Origin of the sequence: Kitasatospora phosalacinea (assembly GCF_030268885.1) — a bacterium.
Taxonomy (GTDB): Bacteria; Actinomycetota; Actinomycetes; order Streptomycetales; family Streptomycetaceae; genus Kitasatospora; species Kitasatospora phosalacinea_C.
This window is the reverse complement of the sequence record NZ_BSSA01000005.1, coordinates 34,778-59,143: the sequence shown is the minus strand read 5'-3', so window position 1 is coordinate 59,143 and position 24,366 is coordinate 34,778. Positions and strand designations below refer to the sequence as shown.

Genomic DNA, 24,366 nt, shown 5'->3' with positions numbered 1-24,366 from the left:
CGGTCTCGAACGTCTCGGATGTCTTGGATGTCTTGGATGTCTCAGATGTCGCGGAAGACCTCGATCTGCGCGCCGACCGAGTTGAGGCGCGCGGCCAGGTCCTCGTAGCCGCGGTTGATCACGTAGACGTTGCGCAGGACGGAGGTGCCCTCGGCGGCCAGCATGGCCAGCAGCAGGACCATCGCGGGGCGCAGCGCCGGGGGGCACATCATCTCGGCGGCGCGCCAGCGGGTGGGGCCCTCGACCAGGACGCGGTGCGGGTCCATGAGCTGGACGCTGGCGCCGACCCGGCCGAGTTCGGTGAGGTAGACCGAGCGGTTCTCGTAGACCCAGTCGTGGACCAGGGTGGTGCCGTGGGCGCAGGCCGCGATCGCGGCGAAGAACGGCAGGTTGTCGATGTTGATGCCGGGGAACGGCATCGGGTGGATCTTGTCGATCGGCGCGACCAGCTTGGAGGGGCGCACGGTGAGGTCGGTGAGCCGGGTGCGGCCGTTGGCGGCCGGGTACTCGGGGCCGCGCTCGCAGTCGAGGCCCATCTCCTCCAGGACGGCGAGCTCGATCTCGACGAACTCGATCGGGACGCGGCGGACGGTCAGTTCGGAGTTGGTGACGACGGCGGCGGTGAGCAGGCTCATCGCCTCGACCGGGTCCTCGGAGGGCGCGTAGTCGACGTCGGCGTCGATGACGGCCTTGCCGTGCACGGTGAGGGTGGTGGTGCCGATGCCCTCGACCCGCACGCCGAGCAGTTCCAGGAAGAAGCACAGGTCCTGGACCATGTAGTTGGCGCTGGCGTTGCGGATGACGGTGGTGCCGGGGTGGCGGGCGGCGGCGAGCAGCGCGTTCTCGGTGACGGTGTCACCGCGTTCGGTGAGGACGATGGGGCGCTGCGGGGAGACCGTGCGGTCGACGCTGGCCCGGTAGGTGCCGGTGGTGGCGCTGACGTGCAGTCCGAACTGGCGCAGGGCCGACAGGTGGGGCTGGATGGTGCGGGTGCCGAGGTCGCAGCCGCCCGCGTAGGGGATCTCGAAGCGGTCGGCGCGGTGCAGCAGCGGGCCGAGGAACATCAGGATGCTGCGGGTGCGCCGGGCGGCGTCCTCGTCCATGCCGGAGAGGTCGAGCTCGGCGGGCGGGGTGATCTCCAGGTCGACGCCGCCGTTGGTCCAGCGGTGGCGCACGCCGATGCTGGCGAGGACCTCCAGCAGCCGGTAGACCTCCTCGATCCGGGCGGCCCGCCGCAGGGTGGTGCGGCCGGTGGTGAGCAGGGAGGCGGCGAGCAGCGCGACGCAGGCGTTCTTGCTGGTGCGGACCTCGATGCTGCCGGAGAGGGTGCGCCCGCCGACCACCCGCAGGTTCATCGGCCCGGCCACGCCGAGCGAGACGATCTCGCTGTCGAGCGCCTCGCCGATCCGGGCGACCAGGTCCAGGCCGATGTTCTGGCCGCCGGACTCGATCCGGGCCACCGCGCTCTGCGTGGTGCCGAGGGCCGCGGCGAGCTGGCTCTGCGTCCAGCCCTTGTGGGTGCGGGCGGCGCGGACGAGCTTGCCGATGCGGGAGAGGTAGTCTTCGGTCACTGCGTGAACATATCTCACCTGTGCGATACGACGCACATTCAGCAGCCGTTCCGGGCGTGTCGGGGTCGTCCGGGCACCGAACCGCTTTACGTCCCGGGCGGGGCCATGCCAGGATGCGGACCCCGGTGCGGTCGGTCCGGACGGGAGGGGTGGCGGCGGTGCTCGCGGAGGGTCGGCGGGAGGCCGGGGCGGACGTCCCACGACTGGTGACGGCGGCCCAGGCGGGGGACGCGGCGGCGCTGGAACGGCTGCTGGAAGCGCACCTGCCGCTGGTCTACAACCTGCTGGCCCGGACGGTCGGCCCGACGGACGCCGACGACCTGACCCAGGAGACCATGCTGCGGGCGGTGCGCGGGCTCGCCGACCTGCGCGACCCGGAGAGCTTCAGATCCTGGCTGGTGGCGATCGCCTACCGCCGGGCCCAGGAGCACGGACGCCGACGGACGGTGGAACTGCCGCACCGCTTCGAGGCGTTGGACGTCCCCGACCCGGGCACCGACTTCGCCGACCGGAGCGTCGCCGAACTGCTGCTCTCCGCCCAGCGGCGCGAACTCGTGCGCGCCACCGCCTGGTTGGATCCGTCCGACCGTCAACTGCTGGCCCTGTGGTGGCAGGAGACCACCGGCACCCTCACCCGTGCCGAGCTCGCCGCCGCACTCGGTCTGCAACCCCCGCACGCCGCCGTCAAGGTGAAGCGGATGAAGGCCCAACTCGACCTGGTCCGCGCCCTGGTGCGGGCCCTGGACGCCACACCTCGCTGCGCCGGGCTCGAACGGGCGGCCGCCGGGTGGGACGGCCGTCCCGGTTCGGTGTGGCGCAAGCGGCTGGCCCGGCACCTGCGCGGGTGCGCCGCCTGCGAGGACCGCGCCACCGGTCTGGTCGCCCCGGAGCGGCTGCTGCCCGGCCTCGGCGTGCTGCTGGTGCCGGACCGGCTCGCGGACGGACTGGGCGCCGCGCTGCGCAAGGGCGCCCCCGCCGCGGGCCGGACCGCCGCGCGGACGGCGGCGGGCGCCACGGCCGTGGCGGCGGCGACCGCGGTGCTGCTGACCCTCGCCCCGTGGTCGAGCCCCGACGCCCCCGCCCCGCGGCCCTCCGCGCCCGCCACGGCCGCCACGGCCGCCACGGCCGCCACGGCCACGGTCGCGACCGCTGCCGCGCAGGCGCCGCCGTCCCCCTCCGCGGCCCCCTCGCAGTCCCCGGTCCCCTCCCCCGCCGCGTCCGCCCTGCCCGCGGCCCCCGGCCCCGGCGTGCCGGTCGCGGACCTGTACGTCGCCCCGGACGGCTCGGACGCGGCGGACGGCTCGCTGGAGCACCCGTTCGCGTCCCTGGCCCGGGCCGCGGCGGTCGTCCGGCCCGGGCAGACGGTCGCGCTGCGCGGCGGCACGTACCGGCTGACGGCGCCGGTGGGCATCGGCACGGCCGGCACCGAGGCGCAGCGGATCACCCTCTCCGCCTACCGCGACGAGCACCCGGTGCTGGACGCCTCCGCGCTGCCCGCCTCCGCCTGGGCGGTGACCCAGACCGGCGGGTTCTGGACGGTCCAGGGGCTGGAGCTGCGCGGCGCGGCGGGGCACGGCTGGGTGTGCAGCGGCTGCCGTTCGACGGTGTTCCAGCGGGTCGCGTTCCACGGCAACGGCCGCTCGGGGCTGCTGCTGCGGGACGCCGGGACGAGCGGCAACGCGGTGCTGGACAGCGACTTCTACGACAACCGGGACGCCGCGGGCGGCACCGGGATCGGGCTCGGCCTGACCTTCGGCTCGGGCGAGGGCAACGTGGTGCGCGGCAACCGCTTCCACGGCAACGCGACCGACGGCCTCGACCTGGGCGGCTTCACCGACCCGGTGACGGTGGACAGCAACTGGTCGTACCGCAACGGCAACGGCTTCACCCTGGGCGGCGGCGGGAGCGGCCGGACGGCGGTGGCGCACCTGGTGGTGAACAACGCCGCCTGGGACAACTCCGGCCTCGGCTTCAACGACGAGGGCAACCCGGGCGCTCTGCGGCTGACCGGCAACTCCGCCTTCCGCAACGCGCTCCTCGGCTTCTACCTCCCGGACGCCGCAGCCGAGTTGTCCGCCAACGCCGCCCTCGGCAACGGCCGGGACGTCCAACGCGGACCGAACTCCCGCTCCACCGGCAACAGTTGGGACTCATCCGCGGCCGACCTCTTCACCTCCACGGAGGCGTCCACCGCCGAAGCCGTCCGCCCGGCCGACGGCGGCCTCCCGCCCACCGCGTTCCTGCGCCCCCGGACGGCGGCGGGCGCCACCATGACCGAGCAGCACCGGAGCTGACGGCCCGCCACCGCCGACCGCGACGGCCGCTTCTCCCGGGCCTTCTCCCGCCGCCACGGCACCGCCCCAGGCCGCTACCGCCGCACCGCCCCGGCCGCCGCCCTCCCGGGAGCCTGACCGGGAAGGCCAGGAGGACCGGGAAGGCCAGGAGGGCCGGGAGGACCGGGAGCGGCCGCCGTCAGCGCACCCGCCGGGCCCGGACGTACTCGCGGGCCAGCAGCCGCAGCAGCCCCGGCCTGGCGGGGCTCGCGGAGCGGCGCAGCAGCGCGCCGGGGTCGGCCCGGGCGGCGGTGGCGGTGAGCCGTTCGACGCCCAGCAGGCAGCGGATCATCGGCCGGTGCGCGGGCGGGGCGAGGTCGGCCAGCCCGGCCTCGACGGCGCGGTCGCGGTCGCGGTCGGAGCGGTCGAGCAGGTCGCCGAGCAGGGCCCGCACGGCGGGGGTGTCCTCGGCGCGTTCCAGTGCGGCGCGGGTGACGCCGTGCGCGGCCAGGGTCTGCCGCGGGAGGGTGAGGCGGCCGTCGGCGAGGTCCTCGGCGAGGTCGTTGACGAAGTCGAGCCGCTGGCTGGAGTCGATGAACGTCCGGCAGGCGGCGCGGTAGTCGCGCTGGTCGCCGTCGGGGCCGAGCAGCGCGGCGACCACCATGAAGCCGGGCAGCGAGTACCCGTCCAGGTAGGCCTGGTAGTCGTCCTCGGTGGCGAAGCCCGCGAAGTCGAGGTCGGCGTCCGCGACGGCGAGGAAGTCCAGCACCCGGTCGCGCAGCACGGGTCGGGCCGCGACGCTGTTCAGCAGCGGCCGCAGCTCGCGGTCCGCGCTGTCGCCCGCGTCGAGCGCCGCGGTGACCCGCTCGCGCCAGCGGGCGGAGGCGGCGCGGCGGCCGTCCGGTGGGCCGCTGTCGAGCAGGTCGTCGGTGCGGTGCATGAACGCGGCGGCGGCGATCACGTGCGGGACGGTCGCGGGCGGCAGCAGCAGCCCCGCGGCCAGCGCCACCTCCCGCTTGTACGCCACGACCTGCTCGCGCTGCCGCCCGTACGCCTCCCGCAGCCCCGGCTCCCGCACCCCCGCCGCGTCCAGCGCCCGTTCCCAGCCGCCCACCTGCCGCACCCCCGTCCCGCTCCGGCGGCCCGCCGTCCGGGGCGCCTCCGACGGGCCATCCTGCCGTCCCGGCGGGCCCGCCCGGAAACCGCGCCCGCCGGGCGGGGTGTCAGCTCGCGGTGAGCGGGCGCTCGCGGCGGGCGTCGCGCAGGACGGAGCCCCACCAGTCGAGCTGGTCGAGCATCGCCTTCGCGGCGGCCTCCGGGCCCTCCGGGTCGAGCAGGGTGCCGTCGGGGCCGAACAGCAGGTAGTAGCGCGGGAAGGAGACGTAGTCGCGGACGGTGTGCGCCTGCAACTCGTTGAAGACCTGCCGGAGTTGCTCGATGGCGAGCAGGCCGCCGCTGGCGCCGCTGTAGCCGACGAAGCCGATCGGCTTGGCCTGCCACTGGCTGTAGTGCCAGTCGATGGCGGCCTTCAGCGAGGCCGGGAAGCTGCGGTTGTAGTCGGGGGTGACCACCACCACGGCGTCGGCGGCGTCGAGGCGGTCGGCGAGCTGCTGCATCGCGGGGGTGCGGGGCGGGTTCGGCTCCATGGCCGGGGGGACGGCCGGGAGTTCGAGCGGGACGGGCGTGTCGGCGAGGTCGATCAGGTCGACCGTGAAGCTGCCGTGCGCGGCGGCGCGGTCGGCGATCCAGCGGGCGACCACCGGGCCGAAGCGGCCCTCCCGGACGCTGCCGACGATCACGGCGAGGTTGAGCGGCTGACCGGTCATCACGGAACTCCTCCTGTCGGGACGGCGCCCCGTCCGGGGCGGCACCGCTCCAGGCTGGCGGGCCGCGGCGGCCCGGGGGAGGCCGCGCCGAGACTGGTAGTACGGGGGCCACCCTCCGCACGGGCCGGGCTGTTACCTTCTCGACGTGAGCGACAACGAGTTGGGACTGTTCCTGCGCACCCGGCGCGAGGCCGTCACCCCCGCCGAGGTGGGCCTGCCCGCGGGCCCGCGCCGCCGCACGCCGGGCCTGCGACGGGCCGAACTGGCGACCCTGGCCGGGGTCAGCGTCGAGTACGTGACCCGGCTGGAACAGGGCCGCGACCGCCACCCGTCCGTGCCGGTGCTCTCCGCCCTGGCCGACGCGCTGCGGCTGACCACGGCCGAGCGGGTCCACCTGCACCGGCTGAGCAAGGGCCTGGGCGGGCAGTTCACCTGCACCGGCGGCGCCGCCCCGAACCGCTCCGTCCGCCCGACCGTGCGGGCGCTGCTGGAACACCTCGAACCGGCCCCGGCGCTGGTGCTCAACCGGCTCGGCGAGGTCCTCGCCTGCACCGCCGCCTACCGGCGCCTGGCCGAACCCCTCGGCCTGCTGGACGGCCCGCGGCCGAACCTGGCCCGCTACGTCCTCACCGACCCGCGGGCCCGCACCGCCTACCCGGACTGGTCGCGGGTCGCCGACCAGCAGGTGGCCGCCCTCAAGCAGGGCCCCGGCCGCTCGGACGCCCAGGTCGCGGCGCTGATGGACGAGTTGGCACTCGCGGCGGGCGCCGAGTTCACCGACCGGCTGGCCAACCTGCCCGGCCTGCCGGACGCCACCGGTACCGAGCGGCTGCACCACCCGGAGGCCGGCGAACTGCGGCTGTCCTACGAGACGCTGCAGCTCCCCGCCGACGACGACCAGCGCCTGCTGGTCCACCTCCCCGCCGACCCGGCCACCGCCGCCGCCCTGGACCGCCTGACCGGCCGCCACCCGGGCGCCCTGCGGGCGGTCCCCGCGTAGAGCGCTCCGCGCCCCGGCCCGTCGCTCCTGCGCACCGGCCGGGAAGCCCTGGCCCGCAGCCGGCGGGCGTCCGCCAGGCGGGCGGGTCAGGCGATCGGGCGGGGCAGGCGGCCGGGCGATCAGACGGGCCAGGCGGGCCAGGCGATCAGGCGATCAGGCGATCAGGCGATCAGGCGATCGTCACCGCCGGCCCCGGCGTCCAGGGGCCGCCAGGCGGGTTCGCGGCCGTCCGGGTCGACCCGGCCGAACACGACGTCGGCGAAGTGGACGCCGAACCCGATCGTGCCGGGCTCCGCCAGTTCGGCGATGAGGCGGCGGCGGTGCTCGGCGGCCCGGGCGGGGTCGTGGTCGTAGACGCAGGACCACTCGGGGTGGTCGACCTGGACCGGTGAGTGCAGGGAGTCGCCGAAGGCGATCAGGCGGAGCCCCCCTCCGGTGATCACGAACTCCGCGTGCCCCGGGCTGTGGCCGCCGGTGATCCGGACCCGCACGCCGGGGAAGACCTCCTCCCCGTCGGTCACCGTCCGCACGTACGGAGCGAGGGCGGCGACGGAGGCGTCGGACGCGCGCCCGTCGCCCCGCGGTGCGTGCTCGGCCCACTCCGGTTCCGCCACCAGGTGGACTGCGGGGGCGAACAGCGGCCGCCCGCCGTCCGGGGCCGGTTGCACGGCCCAGCCGAGGTGGTCGGGGTGCAGGTGGCTGAACGCCACCGCCTCCAACGTGCCCGGTTCCCGGCCGAGTTCGGCCAGGCTGCGCAGGAACGCGCCGCCGCGGACGGCGCCGTTCGGCGCCCCCTGCTCGGCGGGCAGGGCGTGCGGGCCGAAGCCGGTGTCGATCAGCAGCGCGCGGTCGCCGCGCTCGACCAGGAGACCGCCGAGACTGGCCGCGAGGTGGCCGGAGGCGTCCAGGTACTGCGGGTGGGCCGCCCAGAACCCGTCGGTGGTGTCCGGCAGCCAGGCCCGCGGTCGGCCCTGGATGACCCCGTCCGGGACGAAGGACACCCGGCTGTCGCCGAGTTGCACCGAGCGGATCCGCCCGGGCCGCCGCAGCCGTTCGTCCGTTCCGGTCGTCGAGCCCTTCATGGCTCCCCCTCCTCGTGGGTGACGTCGCGTCAGGTCGCCGTCCGGCCCCGCCGCGACGACCGTGCCACCATAAGCATCAAGTTAGAAATGTTCAAGCTGTCATTATTTTGACTTGATGGACTTGGTAGGGTGACGGCATGACGACACCCCCGGAAGCCCGAGCCGCCGCCGAACGGGAACTGTGCGGCCTGGTCAACGGACTGGCCCAGCGGATCTCCGAGCACGTGCGCCGACGCGCCGTCCCCCTGGGCCTCACCGCGGCCCAGGCCACCGCGCTGCGGGAGATGACCGGGCCGATGACCATGCGGGAACTCGCCGAGCGCATGAGCTGCGAACCCTCCAACGCCACCTTCGTCGTCGACCGGCTGGAGAGACAGGGCCTGGTCGAACGCCGCGCCCACCCCACCGACCGCCGCGCCCGGCACCTCGTGCTCACCGGCGAGGGCAGCGCCCTGCGCGAGCGGCTCCTCGAACTCCTCGCCCGGGACTCCCCGTTGGCCGCGCTCACCCCCGCGCAGCAGCACACCCTCCAGAAGCTGCTGGAGCGGACCGCGACCGCTCCCCCCGCAGGCTGAAGGACCGCCGCCCCGGTGGCCGCAGGCGTGGCGGCCCGGTACCGGCCGGCCCACCCGACCCGGCGGGCGGGCGGTCCGGGCCCCGTTCTCCGCACCGCCTCCGCCGGGGCGCGGCCAGCCGTAGTCTGTCCCCCGGATCGGTCGACTCAACGGGGGGGTGCCATGACCGGCGACGGGATCACGGACGGGAGCGGTCGAGCAACGGGGGACGACGTGCTCTCCGGGCGACCGACGCCGCCTCCGCAGGCACGGCTGCGGATCATAGAGGTGGAAGCGGAGGCGGAGGCGGAGCTCCCCCCGGGTCGGCCGCGCCGGTGGTGGCGCGAGCGGCCGGTCATCGCGTGCGGACTGCTCGCGTCGGCGGTGCTGATCGTCGCACTGGTCCGCGCCGCGGCGCGAGCCGCCCGGGACGGCGGACCGGTCGTGCTCATCGAGGGCTTCCACCATCCACTGCCGTACGGCGCCGCCGTGCTGGTACTGGTCGTCCTCGCCGTCCTGGTCGGGTTCCGCTCCCGGTGGAGCAGGACGCTGTTGCTGGTCCCGGTCCTCGGCTTCGCCCTGCTGGCCGCACCCTTCGCGCTGATCGGCCTCGGCAGCCCGCCGCACGAGACCGCGGACCGCCCGGCTCCCGGCCGCTCCGACCGCAGCCTGGTGATCCACGAGGGCTCCGCGGTGATCGATCCGCTCTGGTGGGTCTCGGTGGACGCCGGCTCCGGGCTGACCGCACGGCGGTGGCCGGTCGGCTACTTCAACGGCGACGACCCCGACAACGCCCTGGCCTCGGCGCAGTGGGACGGCCCCGACCGGATCAGGCTGACCACCGAGGGCGGCGACGTGTTCGTGGTGGCCCTCGACCCGGCGACCGGCCGGCCCGAACGCCGGGTACGGGTGGGCTGAGGGCTCCGCGCGCCGACCGCCTTCCGCGGCAACTCCTGGGCAGGCTAACCCAGTTCGGCGTGCAGGCCGACCACCCGGGTGTGCCCGGACGGGTACGGCAGGGTGCGGGTGAGGTGCTCGGCGCGGGCGAGGGCGGTGCGGGCGGTGGCGCCGTCGCCGAGGCGGGCGGCGGCGGTGGCGTGGGCGAGGAGCGCCTCGGCCTCGGCGAGGCGCTCGCCGGTGGCGTGGGCGCGGGTGGCTTCGGCGGCGGCGATCCGGGCGGCCTCGGCGGGGCGTCCGGCGGCGAGGTGGGCGTAGGCGGCGAGTTCGGGGGCCCGGGCGGCGGCGTCGACGCCGAGCGCGGCCAGGGCCCCGGCGGGGTCGTCGGCGCGCAGCGCGAACAGGGCGCGGGCGCGCCGCACTTCGTGGTGGGCCTGCTCGTCGCCGGGGGTGCCGGCCCGTTCCAGCAGGGCGGCGGCGCGCACGGTGTCGCCGGTGCGCAGCAGGACGCGGGCGAGGACGGCGAGGGCGTAGGGCAGCGACCAGGCGTCGTCCCAGTCGGCGGCGGCGACGGCGGCTTCGGCGTACTGGGCGGCGGTGTCGTTCTCCTCCAGCAGGAGGTGGAGCTCGGCGAGGTTGAGCTGTTCGAAGGCGGTGGCGACGGGGTCGCCGGACTGCCGGGCGTGGTCGAGGGCCCGGCGGCCGAAGCGGACGGCGTCGTGCAGGCGGCCGTGCCGCCGGGCGTTCTCGCGCAGGGTGGAGAGCACCGAGCCGAGCAGGGTGGGGTCGCCGTACGCCTGGGCGGGGGCGAGGGCGCGGTCCCCGGCCCGGCGGGCCTCGCCGAAGCGGCCGGTCAGGCCGAGGTTGATGGCCTGCATGGTGTGGGAGCGGGCCTGGAGGTGCCGGCCGCTGGGGCCGGGGACGAGTTCGGCGGGGGTCTGGGCGCGGCGGGCGGCCTCGTACGCGTCCTGGTAGTGCCCCTGGACCTTGTCGAGGTTGGAGCGGGCGAGGTGGTGCAGGGCGCGGGCCTCGGGGCCGGTGCGGTCGAGGGGCGGGTGGGCGGCCAGGACGGTGAGCGCCTCGTCGAGTTCGCCGCTGCGGAAGAGCGCCTCGGCGAGGTGGGCGGCGGTGGCGACGGTGTCGTCGTGGTCGCCGCGGGCCCGGAACTCGGCGAGCGCGGTCCGCAGCACCTCGGCGGCGCGGCCGGGTTCGCCCATCCGGCGCAGGACCTGGCTGTGGGCGAGGCGGGCGCGGGCGGCGTCGACGTCGAGCCGGGCGACCAGGTCGCGGTAGTAGCGGTCGGCGGTGTCGTTGGCGTAGAGCGCGGCGGCGCGTTCGGCGGCGCGGCGCAGGTACTCGGCGGCGCGCGGGTCGTCGGCGCGGGTGAAGTGGGAGGCGAGGGCGTCGACGGCGTCGGGGCGACGGCGCTGGACGGCCTGGGCGTAGGAGCTGTGCAGTTGGCGGCGGCGGACGGTGGAGAGGCCGTCGTAGCAGGTGAGCCGGACGAGGGGGTGGCGGAAGGCGAGTCCGGCTTCGGCGCGCCCGGCGATGACGACCCGGCGTTCCTCGACGAGGGCGGCGGCGATGGCGTGCTCCACGGCGTCGGCGGCGGCGGCGCCGGTGACGGGCGGGTGGAGGCCGTGTTCGGCGACGTCGAGGAGTTCGGCGAGGGCGGCTTCGCCGCCGGCGACGGAGAGCGCCTCGACGAAGCGGCGGGCGTGCGGGTCGAGCCGGTCGAGGCGTTCGCCGACCAGGTCGCGGACTCCGGCGGGGGGCTGGTCGGGGGCCTCGCCGCGGGCGCCGCCGCGGGCGAGTTCGAGGGCGAACAGCGGGTTGCCGAGCGAGAGTTCCCACACCTCGGGGCGGGGAGCGCGGCCGGTGGCGTCGCGGACGGCGGCCAGCACGGCGGCCTGGTCGAGCCGTTCGAGTTCCTCGCGGACGGCGAGCTGCTGGCGGAGCAGGGCGGCGACGGCGCGGCGGCGGGCGTCGCCGTCGGGGAGTTCCTCCTCGCGGTAGGTGGCGAGGAAGCGCAGCGGGGTGCGGCGGTCGTGGGCGCGCCGGGCGAGGTGGCCGAGCAGCTGGTAGGAGCCGGTGTCGGCGGCGTGCAGGTCGTCGAGGACGACCAAGACGGGGCGGGCGGCGGCGAGGTCGCCGAGCAGGGCGGCGCCGGCCCGGAAGAGGCGGTCGCGCTCCTCCTCGGGGCTGCGGGCGGCGCCGGTCGGCACTTGGCCCAACGAGGGCAGGAAGGCGGCGAGTTCGGGGTACTCGGCGCCGACCCGGGCCCGTTCGGCGGGGGCGTGCTCGGCGAGCCAGCCGTCGAGGGCGGCGGCGAAGGCGCCGTAGGGGGTGTGGTCCTCGGCGTCCTGACCGCTGCCCCACAGGACGGCGGTGCCGTCGGCGGCGGCGCGGCGGGCGGCTTCGACGGCGAGGCGGGTCTTGCCGATGCCCGCTTCGCCGGTGAGCAGCCGGACGGGGGGTCCGGCGGGGGCGAGCAGGCGGCCGAGTTCGTCCTCCCGGCCGTGCAGCCGGGCGGGAGCGGCGCTGCGCAGCCGGGCGGGGAGGGCGGTGGCGGCGGGCGCGGGGGCGGGGGCGGCGGCGAGGGCGGCGCGGTGCAGGCGTTCGGTCTCGGGACCGGGGCGGATGCCGAGTTCGGCGTCGAGCGCTTCGCGGCACTGGTGGTACTGGCGCAGGGCGCGGCGGCGCTGCCCCTGGCGCAGGCAGGCGTCGATGAGCAGGCGGTGGGCGAGTTCCTCGGCGGGGCTGGTGGCGAGGACCTGTTCGGCGCAGGCGGCGGCGTCCTCGGGGCGGTCCTGGTCGAGGTGGGCGGCGGCGAGCCGGAGCAGGAGCTGTTCGCGCAGCCGGTCGAGCCGGGTGCGGCGGGGCTCGGCCCAGTGGGCGTAGCGGTCCTCGGGGAGCAGTTCGCCGGTGAACTGGCGTATCGCGTCGGCGAGTCGGTCGACGCGTCCGTCGGCGAGGGCGTCCTCGGCGGCCTGTTCGGCGTGGTCGGCGTCGATCCAGACGGCGGCGGGATCGAGCAGCAGCAGCCCGCCGTCGGCCTTGAGGTAGGAGGAGGCGGTGCGGGGGGCGAGTTCGGGTTCGAGGGCGTGCCGGGCGGCGTGCAGGGCGACCCGGAGGCTGCCCGCGGCGGCGGCGGGGTCGGCGTCGGCGTCGGGCCAGCAGGTCTCCATGGCCTGTTCGCGGTGCAGCCGGTGGCCGGGGGTGACGGCGAGCAGCTTGACCAGGGCGCGGGCGCCGGGGCGCGGCCAGCGTTCGGCCAGTGGCGGCCCGGCGTCGCGTTCGGCCCGGAATCCGTCGAAGAGGTAGAGGCGCAGCATGGGTGGTGCGGTGTCCGTCCGGTTTGTCTTTCGTGCGCCCATAAGGCCGGTAAGAGTACACGAACAAGCCGAGCACCCCACAGGCGGGAGCCTGCGGGGTGCCGGTCCTTTACCTGCCCGGACCGTTCTGCGGAGGTCCGGTGAAGGGGTTCAGGAGAGCTTGTACGTCGTCATCTGGTGAATGCCGTTGTCGATCGACAGCACGCCGCCGCCGAGCAGCTCGGCCGCCCGGTTGACGCCGAGGGCGTCGAAGTTGAGCGAGATCATCTCCTCCTTGCCGTCGCCGTCCAGGTCGAGGGCCAGGTAGTTGCGGCCGCCACGGGCGACGGCGCTGCCGGTGGCGGAGTGGAAGGAGTTCCCGTCACCGACGAAGGCCGGGTCGTAGGCGGCCAGGCCGCCCTCGACGCCGCCGACCAGCAGCTTCTTCCCGTCCGGGCCGGTGATGTACTGCGCGGTGCGCAGCGGGGCGACGACGGAGCTGAAGTTGTCCTGGCCGCCGGAGCGGTAGGTCCGGAAGAAGCCGAAGCTGATCAGGTCGAGTTCGCCGCCGCCGGGGGCGGTGAAGAAGTTGCCGTGCGACCAGGGGCTGCCGGTGACGCCCTGGTGCAGCAGTTCGCCGGTGCGCCCGTCCCGGATCTCCATGACCACGTGCGGGGTGGCGCTGTCGAGGTCGCCCGCGACCTGCGGGTCGGTGCGGGCGATCCAGGTGTGCACGACGGCGTGGCCGTCGGCGTACGGGATGTCCGGGGAGGCGAAGACCGCGTGGTCGAGCAGCGCGCCGTGCAGCTTGCCGTCGACGGCGGCGGTGGGCGCGGACGGGTCGACCTTCCAGAGCACGGTGCCCTTGGCGGCGTCCAGGGCGACCGCGCCCTGGACGGAGTCGGTGCGGCTGAAGCCGTGGAGGCTGCCGTACTGGGTGTGCACCCGGCCCTCGGTGACGATGGTGTCGGAGAAGACCACCTCGCCGGAGCCCTCCGGAGCGGAGTACGTCCACAGCGGGGTGCCGTCGCCCTTGTAGGCGCGCAGCGCGTCGGTCGGGACGAGGATCTCCTGCTTGCCGTCGCCGTCCAGGTCGGCGAGCGTCACCGAGCGGACGTACTTGCCCCCGCCGTCGATGGTGGCGAGCACCTGGCCGGTGCGGCCGTCGAGCACGACGGTGGCGGTGTCGGCGGCGACCACGACCTCGGGCTTGCCGTCGCCGTTGACGTCGCCGGTGGCGACGGCGTGCACCTCACCGGGGACGGTGGCCCGCCACAGCTGCTTCGGGGCGCCGGTGAGCAGCGAGGGGCCGGAGTAGGCCCAGACGCCGTCGGAGTTGCCGCCCGCGACGACGTCGGGGTGGCCGTCGCCGTCGAGGTCGGCGGCGACGGCGTAGTTGAGGTCGCCCTGCAGCGGGGTGAGGCCCTTCTGCTTGCCGTTGCCGAGGTTGAAGGTGTGGATGTTCTGCTGCTGGTCCACGGTGCGCACGACGGAGCCGTCGATCTGGTGCAGGCGCGGCGAGGCGGTGGTGCCCGCGCTCTCCCAGCGGACCTTGCCGTTGCCGCCGTTGTAGACGGTGACCTTGCCGTAGCGCAGGCCGGAGACGTTGGCGGCCTTGTCGGCGTCGGTGCCGTCCTGGGCGCTGGCGACCAGGGCGCCGTCGACGACGTCGAGCTGCCAGGTGCTGGGGCCGTTCCCGTCGGCGGCGGGCTTGGTGGTGGCGCTCCAGTTGACGGTCGAGCCGTTGCCGTCCAGCACCCGGACGGTGCTGGAGTCGATGTAGTAGCCCGCGTCGAAGGTGTCCTCGGCCACGGCGTACTCGTCGCCCGCGTTCCTGCCCAGGTCGCCGGTGGTGAAGGCGGTGGGCAGCACGTTCAGGCGGGTGTCGAGCACCTTGCGGGCGCCGTCGGCGAGGTCGTAGGAGACCACCGAGTACCCGAACTGCTGGGTGTAGTCCGGCTGTTCGATCGCGACCAGGCGCTGGCGCCCGGCGTCCAGCCGCAGCCGACGGCCGTACAGGTCGCCCTCGCTCTGCCAGCCGACGGTGCCGTCGGCGGTGTCGAGCACCAGGGTGGTGCCGCGGGCGGGGGCGGTGGTGGTCATCCGCCGGTCGAAGGAGACCGCGACCTTGCCGCCGCCGAGGTCCGCCAGGTCGCCCCAGGCGGCGATCCCGGCCTCGCCGGTGTCGTACGTCCAGGTCTTGGCGGGGGTGAGCTTGCCGTCCGCGTAGCCGAACCGGATGCCGGTGAGGGTGGCGGTGGCGGTCTTGGCGGCGCTGGTGTTCTGGCGCGGGGCGTCGGAGACCAGCAGGGTGCCGTTGACGACCTTGACGATGGTGCTGGAGGCGTACAGCTTGGTCCACAGGGTCTTGCCGGTGGAGCCGTCCAGCACGGTGACGAAGGTGCCGTAGGTGAGGGTCGAGCCGGTCGCCGGGTAGAACGGCCGGTACGGGTTCTCGCCGACGTTGGCGGCGATCACCAGGTCGGGCACGCCGTCGCCGGTGAGGTCGGCGGTGTCGTAGCCCTGCGGCGCGTCGGAGCTGAACGGGCTGAACATGTTGTACGCCACCGGGATGCGCACCGGGTAGGGCTCGGTGTCCCACGGGCGCAGCGGCTTGAGCTGCCAGTCGGCGTAGAGCGAGGTGTTGGTGCGGGCCCAGGCGGTGGAGCCGTCGGCCTTGTGCAGCTGGACGTTGCCGAGGCTGTGCACGGTGAAGTAGGCGCCGTCCTGCCCGGCGGGGACGGTGGCGGCGATGCCGCGCACGCCCTCCAGGGCGGAGGTGGCGGTGAAGGTGACGGGCGCGTGGGCGTCCAGTTGGCTGCCGCTGCCGGTGTCGCCCTGGGTGCCGTCCTGGGTGCCGCTCTCCGCGCCGTCGGTGGCGGCGGCCTGCGGGTAGGCGTCGGCGTTGATCCGGGCGTTGAGGTCCTGGGCCTGCCGGTCGGTGATGTGCAGCACGCCGTCGGTCCCGGCGGTGGCGTCGGCGGCCAGCGCGTACGGGGCGGCGGTCAGGGCCAGGCCCGCGGCGACCAGGCCGGAGGCGAGCCGGAGGGCTCTGCGGTGGGTGGTCATCACTTGGCTCCCTGGGTGAAGCGGATCGCCGAACCGTTGGTCAGGACGGCCTGGTTGAAGGAGTACTGGAGGGCGTCGGTGCCGGCCTGGTTCTCCAGGCCGACGGTGGCGCCGGAGCCCGCACCGGGCACGGTCTGGTACTGGAAGGTGATCGCGCCGGTGGCCTCCTCGAAGACCGCCTCGAAGGTGACGCGCTTGGAGCTGTCGGCGGCCAGCGGCACGTTGTTCCAGACCACCGCGAACGTGCGGCTGCCGGCGGTGCCGGTGGTGGCCGTCTGCACGCTGGACTTCTTGTCGAGCGTCAGGTCGTCCCAGAACGGGGCCGCGACGCCGTTCGGCTTGTAGGCGGTGGGCAGCGCGGTGTTGGCGTGGTCGCCGATCCGCGGCTCCAGGAAGTTGACCAGGCCGTTGGTGGTGACGGCGGCGCTGGTGTACTTGACGCCGTAGTACGTCACCGGGAACGGCAGGGTGACGGTCTTGGCGTCCTCGTCGCCGCTGAGCGCGACCCTGTCGACGCCCTTGATCCAGGAGTACGCGGTGGGGGCGCAGCTGGTGCCGGAGTTGTCGGTCCGGGCCGGGGTCTGCACGGTCTTCTTGACGTCGGCGGCGACGGTCACCGGTCCGGTGAACACGCCGTTGCACAGCACCGGCTGGGCGGGCTTGACGGTCAGCGTGTAGCTGCCCTCGGCGACCTGGCCCAGGTTGTAGGAGCCGTCCTGGCCGGAGACCACGGAGGCGACGGGGGTGCCGGTGAGCTCGACCACGGCGCCCGCGAGCGGCTTGCCGGTGACGTCCAGGACGGTGCCGGTGACGGCGTGGGTCGGGACGGCGGTCATCGTCAGCGGGACGCTCTGCGGCTGCCCGGCGGCGACCGTCAGGCCCTTGACCTCGAAGTTCGCGTAGCCGTAGCCGGAGGCGGTGACGTCGTAGCTGCCGGGGGCCAGCGCCATCCGGTAGGAGCCGTCGGGGGCGGTGGTGACGGTGCGGGTGCCGGTGGTGTCCGAGCTGATCCTGACGGTGATGCCCCCGAGCGGGGCGCCGGTCGCCCGGTCGGTGGCCTTGCCGGTGATGTTCACGGCGGTGTGCGGGGCCAGGTCGACGGACTTGAGGATGTCGAGCTTGCCCTCGCCCCAGACGTTGTTCATGCCCGCGGTGCCGCCGCAGTGGGTGTCGTCGACGTCCCGGGCGCCCTGGTCGAGCAGCGCGCGGGTGCCCTCGATGTCGCCGATCAGGCTCGGCGCGGCCGACCACAGGAGTGCGGCCGCACCGGCCACGTGCGGGGTGGCCATCGAGGTGCCGGACTCCGCCATGTACTGCGAACCCGGCCAGGTGGAGCGGACGTTGACGCCGGGGGCGGAGATGTTCGGCTTGGCCGAGCCGTCCACCAGGGACGGGCCGAAGCCGGAGAAGTCCGCGATCCTGCCGTTCACGTCGTAGGCGCCGACGCCGTAGGACGTGACCTGCGAGCCGGGGGCGTGCGCGGTGGAGCAGGTGGTGCCGTCGCCGTCGTTGCCCGCCGCGAAGGCCTCGAAGATGCCCGCGGAGTTCCACGCCTCGACGATGTCCTGGTAGAAGGTGGTGTCGTCACCGCCCCAGGAGTTGTTGACGATGTTCGGGGCCAGGTCGGGGCGCGGGTTGTTGCCGTTGTGGTCGGTCGGCGCGAGCAGCCACTGGCCGGCCTTCAGCAGGTACTCGTCCGAGCACTGCGAGGTCTCGCAGCCCTTGGCGGCGATCCACTTGGCGTTCGGTGCGACGCCGATGCCGTTCTTGGCGACCATGGTGCCCATCGTGTGGGTGCCGTGGCCGTTGTTGTCGCACGGGGTGCTGGGGGTGGCGCAGTTCCCGGTCGGGTCGTAGAAGTTGTAGTCGTTGGTGAAGGTGCCGTCGCCGTTGTTGCCGCGGTAGTTGGCGACCAGGTCCGGGTGGTCGTACTGCACGCCGGAGTCGACGTTGGCGATCACGACGCCCTCGCCGCGCGCGTCGTACTGCGACCACACCTGGTCGGCCTCGATGTCCTTCACGCCCCACTCGGGCGTGCCGTCGCCCGCGTCGGTGGCGGCGGTGGCCGACAGCTGGGTGTCGTCCACGTGGTAGCTCTGCGCCTTGACGATCTTCTGCACGTCGTCGCGCTTGGCCAGCTTCGCGACCAGCTCGGCGTCGCCGGTGACCTGGACGGCGTTGGCGATCCAGTAGTCCTGGTGGCCGACCCGCTGCCCGTCCAGGAACTTCTTCAGCGCGCCCTGGCTGCGCTGCGCGGTGTCCTGCAGCTCCTGGTAGGCGGCCTTCGCCCGCTCGGCGTGCGAGCCCTTGCCCTTGGCCTTGCCCAGGTCGGCGCGGTCCTTCAGCACCACGAAGAAGGTGGCGTCCTGACCCCCCGACACCGCGCTGGTCAGGGCCGGGTCCACCTGGACGGCGGCGGAGCCGGACGGGGCGGGGGCGGCGGCCACCGCGGCGGGCAGCGGAGAGGCGGTGAGGCCGGCCGTCACGGTCAGTGCGGCGGTGGCCCAGAGAGCCGTTCTGCGCCGGTTCTGTCGGGGCAGGTGCATCGGGGGGTCCTCCAGGGGGGAGCAGGATGCCCCGAAGGTAGGGAGCGGCCGTTACTGCGGAATTACAGGCTCCGCGGCCGCCGCCCGCGGGCGTTGATCCGATGTTGATCGGCCTGCGCCAGCATGGCCGCACCGCCGGGCCGGGAACGCCTCCCGTCCCGCTCTCACCGGCCCTGCCGCCCGGGCCGCCGACCCACGAGTGGGACCACCGCCATGCCCCTGCGCCGCCTGCCCGCCGCCGTCCTGCTGCCCGCCCTGGGCCTCGCCCTGACCGCCTGCGCGGACCCGACCCCCGCCGCCGCCCCGCATCCGGCCGCGCCCGCCGCCCTGCCGCACCCGCCCGCCGCCACCGCCGCGACGGTGATCCCGGTGGAGGCGGTGCGCGACGGCAGCGGCCGCTGCACCGCCGACGACCTGCGGGCCACCGTCAGCGCGCCGCCCGGCGAACGGGCCACCGAGCGGATCGAACTGACCAACCTCGGCCCGGCGCCCTGCACCATGACCGGCTACCCGCAGGTCGACCTGCTCAGCGACACCGGCACCTGGACCCTGCCCCGCAGCCCGGGCTCCCCCGTCCGCACCGTCACCCTGCCGCCCGGCGGCACGGCCCGCGTCGTCATCGACTACCTGCCCCGCGGCACCGGCGGCCGCCCCGAGTTCAAGGTCACCGGCATCGCCCTGACCCCGCCCGGCGGCACCGGCCGCCTGGTCTTCCACTGGGAGGGCGCCAACCCCCGCGCCGAGGACGGCGCCGCCGTCCGCCCGGTGGCGCCCTGAAGCGTCAACTCCGGTTCGCGGGCGCGGCGAACGGCGACGGGGCGGGCTGCGGCAGGGCGGGCGGAGCGGGCGGGGCGGCCTCCGGCGGGGCGTCCGGGTCGGGCCGGACCGCGCCCAGGACGGGCAGCATGGCGAGGGGGGCGAGCTTGACCACGGTGCCGGTGTGCGGGGCGTGGACGACGGTGCCGCCGCCCAGGTAGAGGGCGACGTGGCCGGCGTCCGCGTGGTAGATGACCAGGTCGCCGGGGCGCAGGTCGCGCAGGGCGACGTGGCGCAGGCCCGCCCACTGCTGCTGGCTGGTGCGCGGGATCGGGACGCCGGCCGCCTGCCAGGCCTGCGAGGTGAGGCCGGAGCAGTCGTAGGCGTCCGGTCCGGTGCCGCCCCACAGGTACGGTTTGCCGCGCTGGGCGAGCGCGAACTCGACGGCCCGGCGCCCGGCCGCGGACGCCCCGCCGCCGGGGCCCGCGGCGAGCAACTGCCGCGCGGCGCCGTCGGCGAGGGCGTTCTCGCGCTGCTCCAGCTGGCCGAGCTGCTCGGCGGTGGCGGCGGCGAGCAACTGCTCGGTGCGGGCGGCGGTGTCCTCGGCCCGTTCCAGCGAGCGCCGGGCCTCGTCCGCGGCGTCGGACGCCGATCTCTCGGCCCGCGCGGCCTGTTCGGCGAGCTGCGCCATCCGGTCGCGGGCCTCGCGCAGGTCGCGCAGGACGGTGGCGGCGCTGCGCGAGTCGGCGGCGGCGTGCTGCCGCCGGTCGAGGAAGTCCTCGGGGCCGTCGGAGAGGAACAGCCGGGCCAGCGGGCCGAGTCCGCCGCTGCGGTACTGCTCGGAGACCAGCCGGGCGGCTTCCGATTCGGCCTCGTCGAGCCGGGCGCGCTGTTCGCCGACCTGCCGGGCGGCGTCCGCCGAGAGCTGTCGGCGCCGCGCCAACTCCCCGGCCGCGGCGGTGTAGTTCTGCTCGGCGACTTCGGCGGCGTGCCGGGCCTCCTCGACCTCCCCGGCCAACCGGTCGAACCCGGCGTCCGCCCCGGCGGGGGGCGCCGGGGCGGGCTCGGCGGCGGCCGGAACCACCGGTGCCAGCAGGAGGGTTGCCACCAGCAGGGCCGCGGCCCGCCAGGATCGGGGTGTGCCACGGGACACCGACGTCCACCGCCCTCGGTCTGATGATCGTAAGCCACCGTCACTCTGGCACCCGCTCCCACCCGCCCCGGGGACCTCGCCCCCGGGGAGCCCCACGCTCACCCGCACGGCCCAGCCCCGGCGGGCCGGGTCCGCGGCCGGTGCCTTGGACGGGACGATCCGGGTTAGACGGCGGCCGTGCTGAGATTCCTGTGGGTGGCCTGGTGGGTGTGCGGGGCGGCGGCCGCGGTGGTGGCGGCGGCGGTGTCGCCGTACTGGTGGTTCCTGGCGGTGCCGCTGCTGGCGCTGGCGGTGCTGGCGGTGTGGGACGTGCTGCAGCGGCAGCACTCGGTGCTGCGCAACTACCCGCTGCTGGGCCACCTGCGGTTCGTCCTGGAGGCCGTCCGTCCCGAGGTGCAGCAGTACTTCGTGGAGCGCAACGTGGACGGCCGCCCGTTCGACCGGGACGTCCGGAGCATCGTCTACCAGCGGGCCAAGGGCACCGACGCCGAGGAGCCCTTCGGCACCGAGCTGGACGTGTACGAGCCCGGCCGGGAGTTCCTCGTCCCGTCGCTGGCCCCGGTCGCGGTGCCCGAACGGGCGCCCCGGGTGCGGATCGGCGGGCCGGACTGCACCCGGCCGTACGACATGGCGCTGCTGAACGTCTCCGCGATGAGCTTCGGCTCGCTGTCGGCGAACGCGGTGCTGGCCCTGAACGCGGGCGCGGCGCTGGGCGGTTTCGCCCACGACACCGGCGAGGGCGGCCTCTCGGAGTACCACCTGCGACCGGGCGGCGACCTGGTCTGGGAGCTGGGCACCGGCTATTTCGGCTGCCGCACCCGGGACGGCGGCTTCGACCCGGCGCAGTTCGCCGAGAAGGCCGCCCACCCGCAGGTGAAGTGCGTGTCGCTGAAGCTGGGCCAGGGCGCCAAGCCCGGCATCGGCGGGGTGCTGCCCGGTCAGAAGGTCAACGCCGAGATCGCCCGGGTGCGCGGCGTGCCGCAGGGCGAGACGGTCGTCTCGCCGCCGTACCACCGGGTCTTCTCCACCCCGCGCGAACTGGTGCTCTTCCTGGCCCGGTTGCGGGAGCTGGCGGACGGCAAGCCGGTCGGCTTCAAGCTGTGCGTCGGTTCCCGGCGGCAGTTCCTGGCGGTGTGCAAGGCGATGCTCGCGGAAGGCGTCACCCCCGACTTCGTCGTGGTGGACGGCGCCGAGGGCGGCACCGGCGCGGCCCCGCTGGAGTTCGCCGACCACGTCGGGATGCCCCTCACCGAGGGCCTGCTGACGGTGCGCGACGCGCTGCTGGGCACCGGGCTGCGGGAACGGATCAGGATCGGCGCCAGTGGCAAGGTCGCCACCGGCAGCGACCTGGTGAAGCGGCTGGTGCAGGGCGCGGACTACACCAACGCGGCACGCGCCATGATGTTCGCGCTCGGCTGCATCCAGGCGCAGCGCTGCCACACCAACACCTGCCCGGTCGGCGTGGCCACCCAGGACCCGCGCCGGGCCCGGGCCCTGCACGTGGGCGACAAGTCGCAGCGGGTCGCCCGCTACCAGGAGGCGACGGTCCGCAGCGCCCTGCAGATCATGGCGGCGATGGGCGTGGACGACCCGGCCGACCTGCACCCGGAGATGCTGCGCCGCCGCCTGGACCAGCGGACGGTGCGCTCGTACGCGGAGCTGCACCCGCCGATGGCCCCGGGCCGACTGCTGGCGCAGCCGCCGCGTTCCTGGGCGCGCGACTGGCACGAGGCCGACCCCGACCGCTTCACCGTGTGAACCCCGTTCCCCGAGAAGGAGTTACCCGTGGCACGTACCGTGGCCCGCGTGATCGTCGACGCCCTGCGGGAGTTGGAGGTCCGGCACGTCTTCGGCGTGGTCGGCGACGCCCTGAACCCGTTGACGGACGCCATCCGCACCACCGAGGGCATCGAGTGGATCGGCTGTCGGCACGAGGAGGCGGCGGCCTTCGCCGCCGGTGCCCAGTCGCAGCTGTCCGGGAACCTGGGCGTCTGCATGGGCACCGTCGGCCCCGGCTCGGTGCACCTGCTGAACGGCCTGTACGACGCGGCGAAGAGCCGCACGCCGGTGCTGGCCGTCGCCGGGCAGGTGCCGTCGGCGGAGATCGGCGGCGACTACTTCCAGGAGGTCGACAACGACCTGCTGTTCCGGGACGTCGCGGTGTTCCGGGCCACCGTCTCCTCCCCCGACCAGCTGCCCCGGCTGCTGGAGGCGGCGGTGCGCGCGGCGCTGGCCGAACGCGGTGTGGCGGTGCTGACCGTGCCCGGCGACCTGGGCGACCGGGAGTTGACCGACGACCGCCCGGCGCGCTTCCCGCGCACCCGCCCGGTGACCCGCCCCGACGACGAGGGCGTGCGGCGGGCCGCGGAACTGATCAACGCCGGGGAGCGGGTGACCCTGCTGGTGGGCCGGGGGGCCCGGGGCGCGGGTGCGCAGGTGCGGGAGCTGGCCGAGCGGCTGGCGGCGCCGATGGTGCTGACCCTGAAGGCCAAGGAGGGCTTCGAGGACGACAACCCGTACCAGGTCGGCCAGACCGGCCTGATCGGCAACCGGCGGCCGCGCACGCCCTGTCCTCCTGCGACACGCTGGTGCTGCTCGGCACCGACTTCCCGTACCGCGACTGGTACCCGGAGGGCTGCCGGACCGTGCAGGTCGACCTGGACGAGCGCCACCTCGGCCGCCGCACCCCGGTGGACGTCGGCCTGGCGGGCGACACGACGGCCACCCTGACCGCACTGCTGCCGCTGCTGGAGACCGTCGAGGACCGTTCGCACCTGGACGCGGCCGTGCAGCGCTTCGCCGACTGGCAGGAGGGCCAGCGCAGACTGGCCGACCCCCGGCACGACCACCGCCTGCTGGGCCGGTTGCGCAGCGCGTTCGACAACCGGGACGGCGACGTCCGCCCGGAGGCGCTCGCGGCGGCGGTGGACGCGGCGGCGGCCGACGACGCGGTGTTCACCTCCGACACGGGCATGGCGACCGTCTGGCTGTCGCGCTTCGTGACGATGCGCGGCGGACGCCGGCTGCTGGGCTCCTACAACCTGGGCTCGATGGCCAACGCCATGCCGCAGGCCCTGGGCGCCCAGCTGCTGCACCCTCAGCGGCAGGTGGTGGCGTTCTGCGGGGACGGCGGACTGAGCATGCTGCTGGGCGACCTGATGACGATCAGGACGCACCGGCTGCCGGTGAAGCTGGTGGTGTTCGACAACCGGCGGCTCGGCATGGTCAAGCTGGAGCAGGAGCAGTCGGGGCTGCCGGAGTTCGGCACCGAGCTGGACAACCCCGACTTCGCGGCGGTGGCGACGGCGCTGGGCCTGACCGGCATCCGGGTCACCGGCCCGGACGAGTTGGCGGACGGCGTCCGGCAGGCCTTCGAGACGCCCGGACCGGTGCTGCTGGACGTGCTGACCAACCCGCAGGAGATCGCCGTCCCGGCGGAGCCGACCGTCGGGCAGGGCTGGGGCTTCGCGATCGCGAAGGTCAAGGAGACGCTGCGCAGCCATGGCGAGTGACCCGCGCTCCCCCGCGCGGCCGGACGCCGGGGGTCGGCCGGGTGCGGCAGGGTGGACGGCATGAGCGCACCGGAGGAGACCGACTACGCCGTCAGTTCCGAGTTCTACGACCTGCTGCAGGCGGAGCCCGACCGGCGGCGGGCGCAGCGGTGGTTCGCCGCGGCGGCGGGCCGGGCCCGGCACGGGATCGTCGACTTCGGCGCGGGCACCGGGATCGTCACCCAGGTGCTGCTGGAGTCCTCGGGCGTGCCGGTGCACGCCGTCGAACCCGCGGCGGCCATGCGGACGGTGCTGATGTCCCGGGCGGCGGCGCTCGGCGCGGACCGGCGGGCCCGGCTGACGGTCCATCCGGGCCGGGCCGAGGACGCCGGGCTGGACGCGGTCGCCGACCTGGCCGTCGCCGCCAACGTGGTGGGGTGCGTGGAGCCCGCGGCCCGGCGCGCCCTGTGGCGGGCGGCGGCCCGGGCCCTGGTGCCCGGCGGGATGCTGCTGTTCGACCCGCCGCCGAGCGTGGTCCCGGACGGGGTCGAGGACCTGGCCGGTCTCGGCCCGGTCCGGATGGGCTCGGACAGCTACCGAGCGGAGGTGACCCGGGTGCCCGACCGCGGGGTGCTGCGGATGGTCTTCGACTACCGGGTGGAGCGGGCGGGCCGACCGGTGCGCAGCGTCCGGGAGGAGTTCCCGATGTGGCCGGCCGAGGCCGCCGCGCTGGCGGCGGAGGCCGCGCAGGAGGGCCTCGAGTTCGTCACGGCGCCGCTCCCGGACCTGCTGGCGGCCCGCCGCCCGCTCCGCTGAGCCGAAGTCCTGGATGAT

General features: G+C 75.2%; 15 protein-coding genes and 1 pseudogene. 8 read left to right on the top strand and 8 right to left on the bottom strand.

The genetic code is table 11. The annotated features are described in order from the left end of the window. Window positions 1-41: 41 nt before the first annotated feature. Window positions 42-1,571 (bottom strand): UDP-N-acetylglucosamine 1-carboxyvinyltransferase, encoded by a 1,530-nt coding sequence (locus tag QSK52_RS09555; RefSeq protein WP_285735506.1) that lies wholly within the window; start codon window positions 1,569-1,571, stop codon window positions 42-44. A gap of 158 nt (window positions 1,572-1,729) precedes the next feature. Between QSK52_RS09555 and QSK52_RS09550 the strand changes: the two genes are divergently transcribed. Beyond that, the gene (locus QSK52_RS09550; protein WP_285735505.1) at window positions 1,730-3,865 is read left to right on the top strand and encodes a sigma-70 family RNA polymerase sigma factor; all 2,136 of its coding nucleotides are present in this window, start codon (window positions 1,730-1,732) and stop codon (window positions 3,863-3,865) included. 178 nt (window positions 3,866-4,043) lie between these two features. Here the strand turns inward: QSK52_RS09550 and QSK52_RS09545 are convergent, their stop codons facing one another. Further along, entirely contained in the window at window positions 4,044-4,958 is a 915-nt protein-coding gene (locus tag QSK52_RS09545; protein WP_285735504.1) for a phytoene/squalene synthase family protein, read from the bottom strand. A 109-nt stretch (window positions 4,959-5,067) separates the two neighbouring features. Further along, window positions 5,068-5,670 carry an NADPH-dependent FMN reductase gene (locus QSK52_RS09540; RefSeq protein ID WP_285735503.1) on the bottom strand — a complete coding sequence of 201 codons (603 nt, stop codon included), beginning with the start codon at window positions 5,668-5,670 and terminating at the stop codon, window positions 5,068-5,070. Window positions 5,671-5,815: 145 nt separating this feature from the next. Here QSK52_RS09540 and QSK52_RS09535 point away from each other — a divergent pair, with 145 nt between their 5' ends. Beyond that, complete coding sequence (locus QSK52_RS09535) at window positions 5,816-6,670, top strand: helix-turn-helix domain-containing protein (protein ID WP_285735502.1); 855 nt, start codon at window positions 5,816-5,818, stop codon at window positions 6,668-6,670. A 161-nt stretch (window positions 6,671-6,831) separates the two neighbouring features. On the opposite strand, the gene QSK52_RS09530 is transcribed toward QSK52_RS09535, so the two are convergent. Beyond that, complete coding sequence (locus QSK52_RS09530; RefSeq protein ID WP_285735501.1) at window positions 6,832-7,752, bottom strand: MBL fold metallo-hydrolase; 921 nt, start codon at window positions 7,750-7,752, stop codon at window positions 6,832-6,834. A gap of 137 nt (window positions 7,753-7,889) precedes the next feature. Here QSK52_RS09530 and QSK52_RS09525 point away from each other — a divergent pair, with 137 nt between their 5' ends. Both QSK52_RS09525 and QSK52_RS09520 read left to right on the top strand, forming a co-directional pair. Next, the gene (locus QSK52_RS09525; RefSeq protein WP_285735500.1) at window positions 7,890-8,327 is read left to right on the top strand and encodes a MarR family winged helix-turn-helix transcriptional regulator; all 438 of its coding nucleotides are present in this window, start codon (window positions 7,890-7,892) and stop codon (window positions 8,325-8,327) included. 267 nt (window positions 8,328-8,594) lie between these two features. Further along, window positions 8,595-9,224: a hypothetical protein gene (locus QSK52_RS09520; protein WP_285735499.1), complete on the top strand. Its 630-nt coding sequence runs from the start codon at window positions 8,595-8,597 to the stop codon at window positions 9,222-9,224. 44 nt (window positions 9,225-9,268) lie between these two features. Here the strand turns inward: QSK52_RS09520 and QSK52_RS09515 are convergent, their stop codons facing one another. The 3 genes from QSK52_RS09515 to QSK52_RS09505 form a co-directional block, all read right to left on the bottom strand. Beyond that, window positions 9,269-12,538 (bottom strand): ATP-binding protein, encoded by a 3,270-nt coding sequence (locus tag QSK52_RS09515; RefSeq protein ID WP_285735498.1) that lies wholly within the window; start codon window positions 12,536-12,538, stop codon window positions 9,269-9,271. 150 nt (window positions 12,539-12,688) lie between these two features. Further along, complete coding sequence (locus QSK52_RS09510; RefSeq protein ID WP_285735497.1) at window positions 12,689-15,586, bottom strand: VCBS repeat-containing protein; 2,898 nt, start codon at window positions 15,584-15,586, stop codon at window positions 12,689-12,691. Further along, window positions 15,586-18,132, bottom strand: a complete 2,547-nt coding sequence (locus QSK52_RS09505; protein WP_285735496.1) for a S8 family serine peptidase — start codon at window positions 18,130-18,132, stop codon at window positions 15,586-15,588. The genes QSK52_RS09510 and QSK52_RS09505 overlap by 1 nt, the downstream gene beginning before the upstream one ends. 213 nt (window positions 18,133-18,345) lie before the next feature. Here QSK52_RS09505 and QSK52_RS09500 point away from each other — a divergent pair, with 213 nt between their 5' ends. Then, a complete protein-coding gene (locus QSK52_RS09500) occupies window positions 18,346-18,909 on the top strand; it encodes a DUF4232 domain-containing protein (protein ID WP_285735495.1) in 564 nt (187 codons plus the stop codon). 4 nt (window positions 18,910-18,913) lie between these two features. On the opposite strand, the gene QSK52_RS09495 is transcribed toward QSK52_RS09500, so the two are convergent. Next, window positions 18,914-20,041, bottom strand: coding sequence for a C40 family peptidase (locus tag QSK52_RS09495; protein WP_285735494.1), 1,128 nt, complete (start codon window positions 20,039-20,041; stop codon window positions 18,914-18,916). 177 nt (window positions 20,042-20,218) lie between these two features. On the opposite strand from QSK52_RS09495, the gene QSK52_RS09490 reads away from it, so the two are divergent. From QSK52_RS09490 to QSK52_RS09480, 3 genes and pseudogenes are all read left to right on the top strand, one after another. Continuing rightward, window positions 20,219-21,799, top strand: a complete 1,581-nt coding sequence (locus QSK52_RS09490; protein WP_435053203.1) for an FMN-binding glutamate synthase family protein — start codon at window positions 20,219-20,221, stop codon at window positions 21,797-21,799. 27 nt (window positions 21,800-21,826) lie between these two features. Beyond that, a pseudogene (locus QSK52_RS09485) lies at window positions 21,827-23,553 on the top strand (thiamine pyrophosphate-dependent enzyme). Between the two features lie 60 nt (window positions 23,554-23,613). Next, window positions 23,614-24,348, top strand: coding sequence for a class I SAM-dependent methyltransferase (locus QSK52_RS09480; protein ID WP_285735493.1), 735 nt, complete (start codon window positions 23,614-23,616; stop codon window positions 24,346-24,348). The last annotated feature ends 18 nt before the right edge of the window (window positions 24,349-24,366 follow it).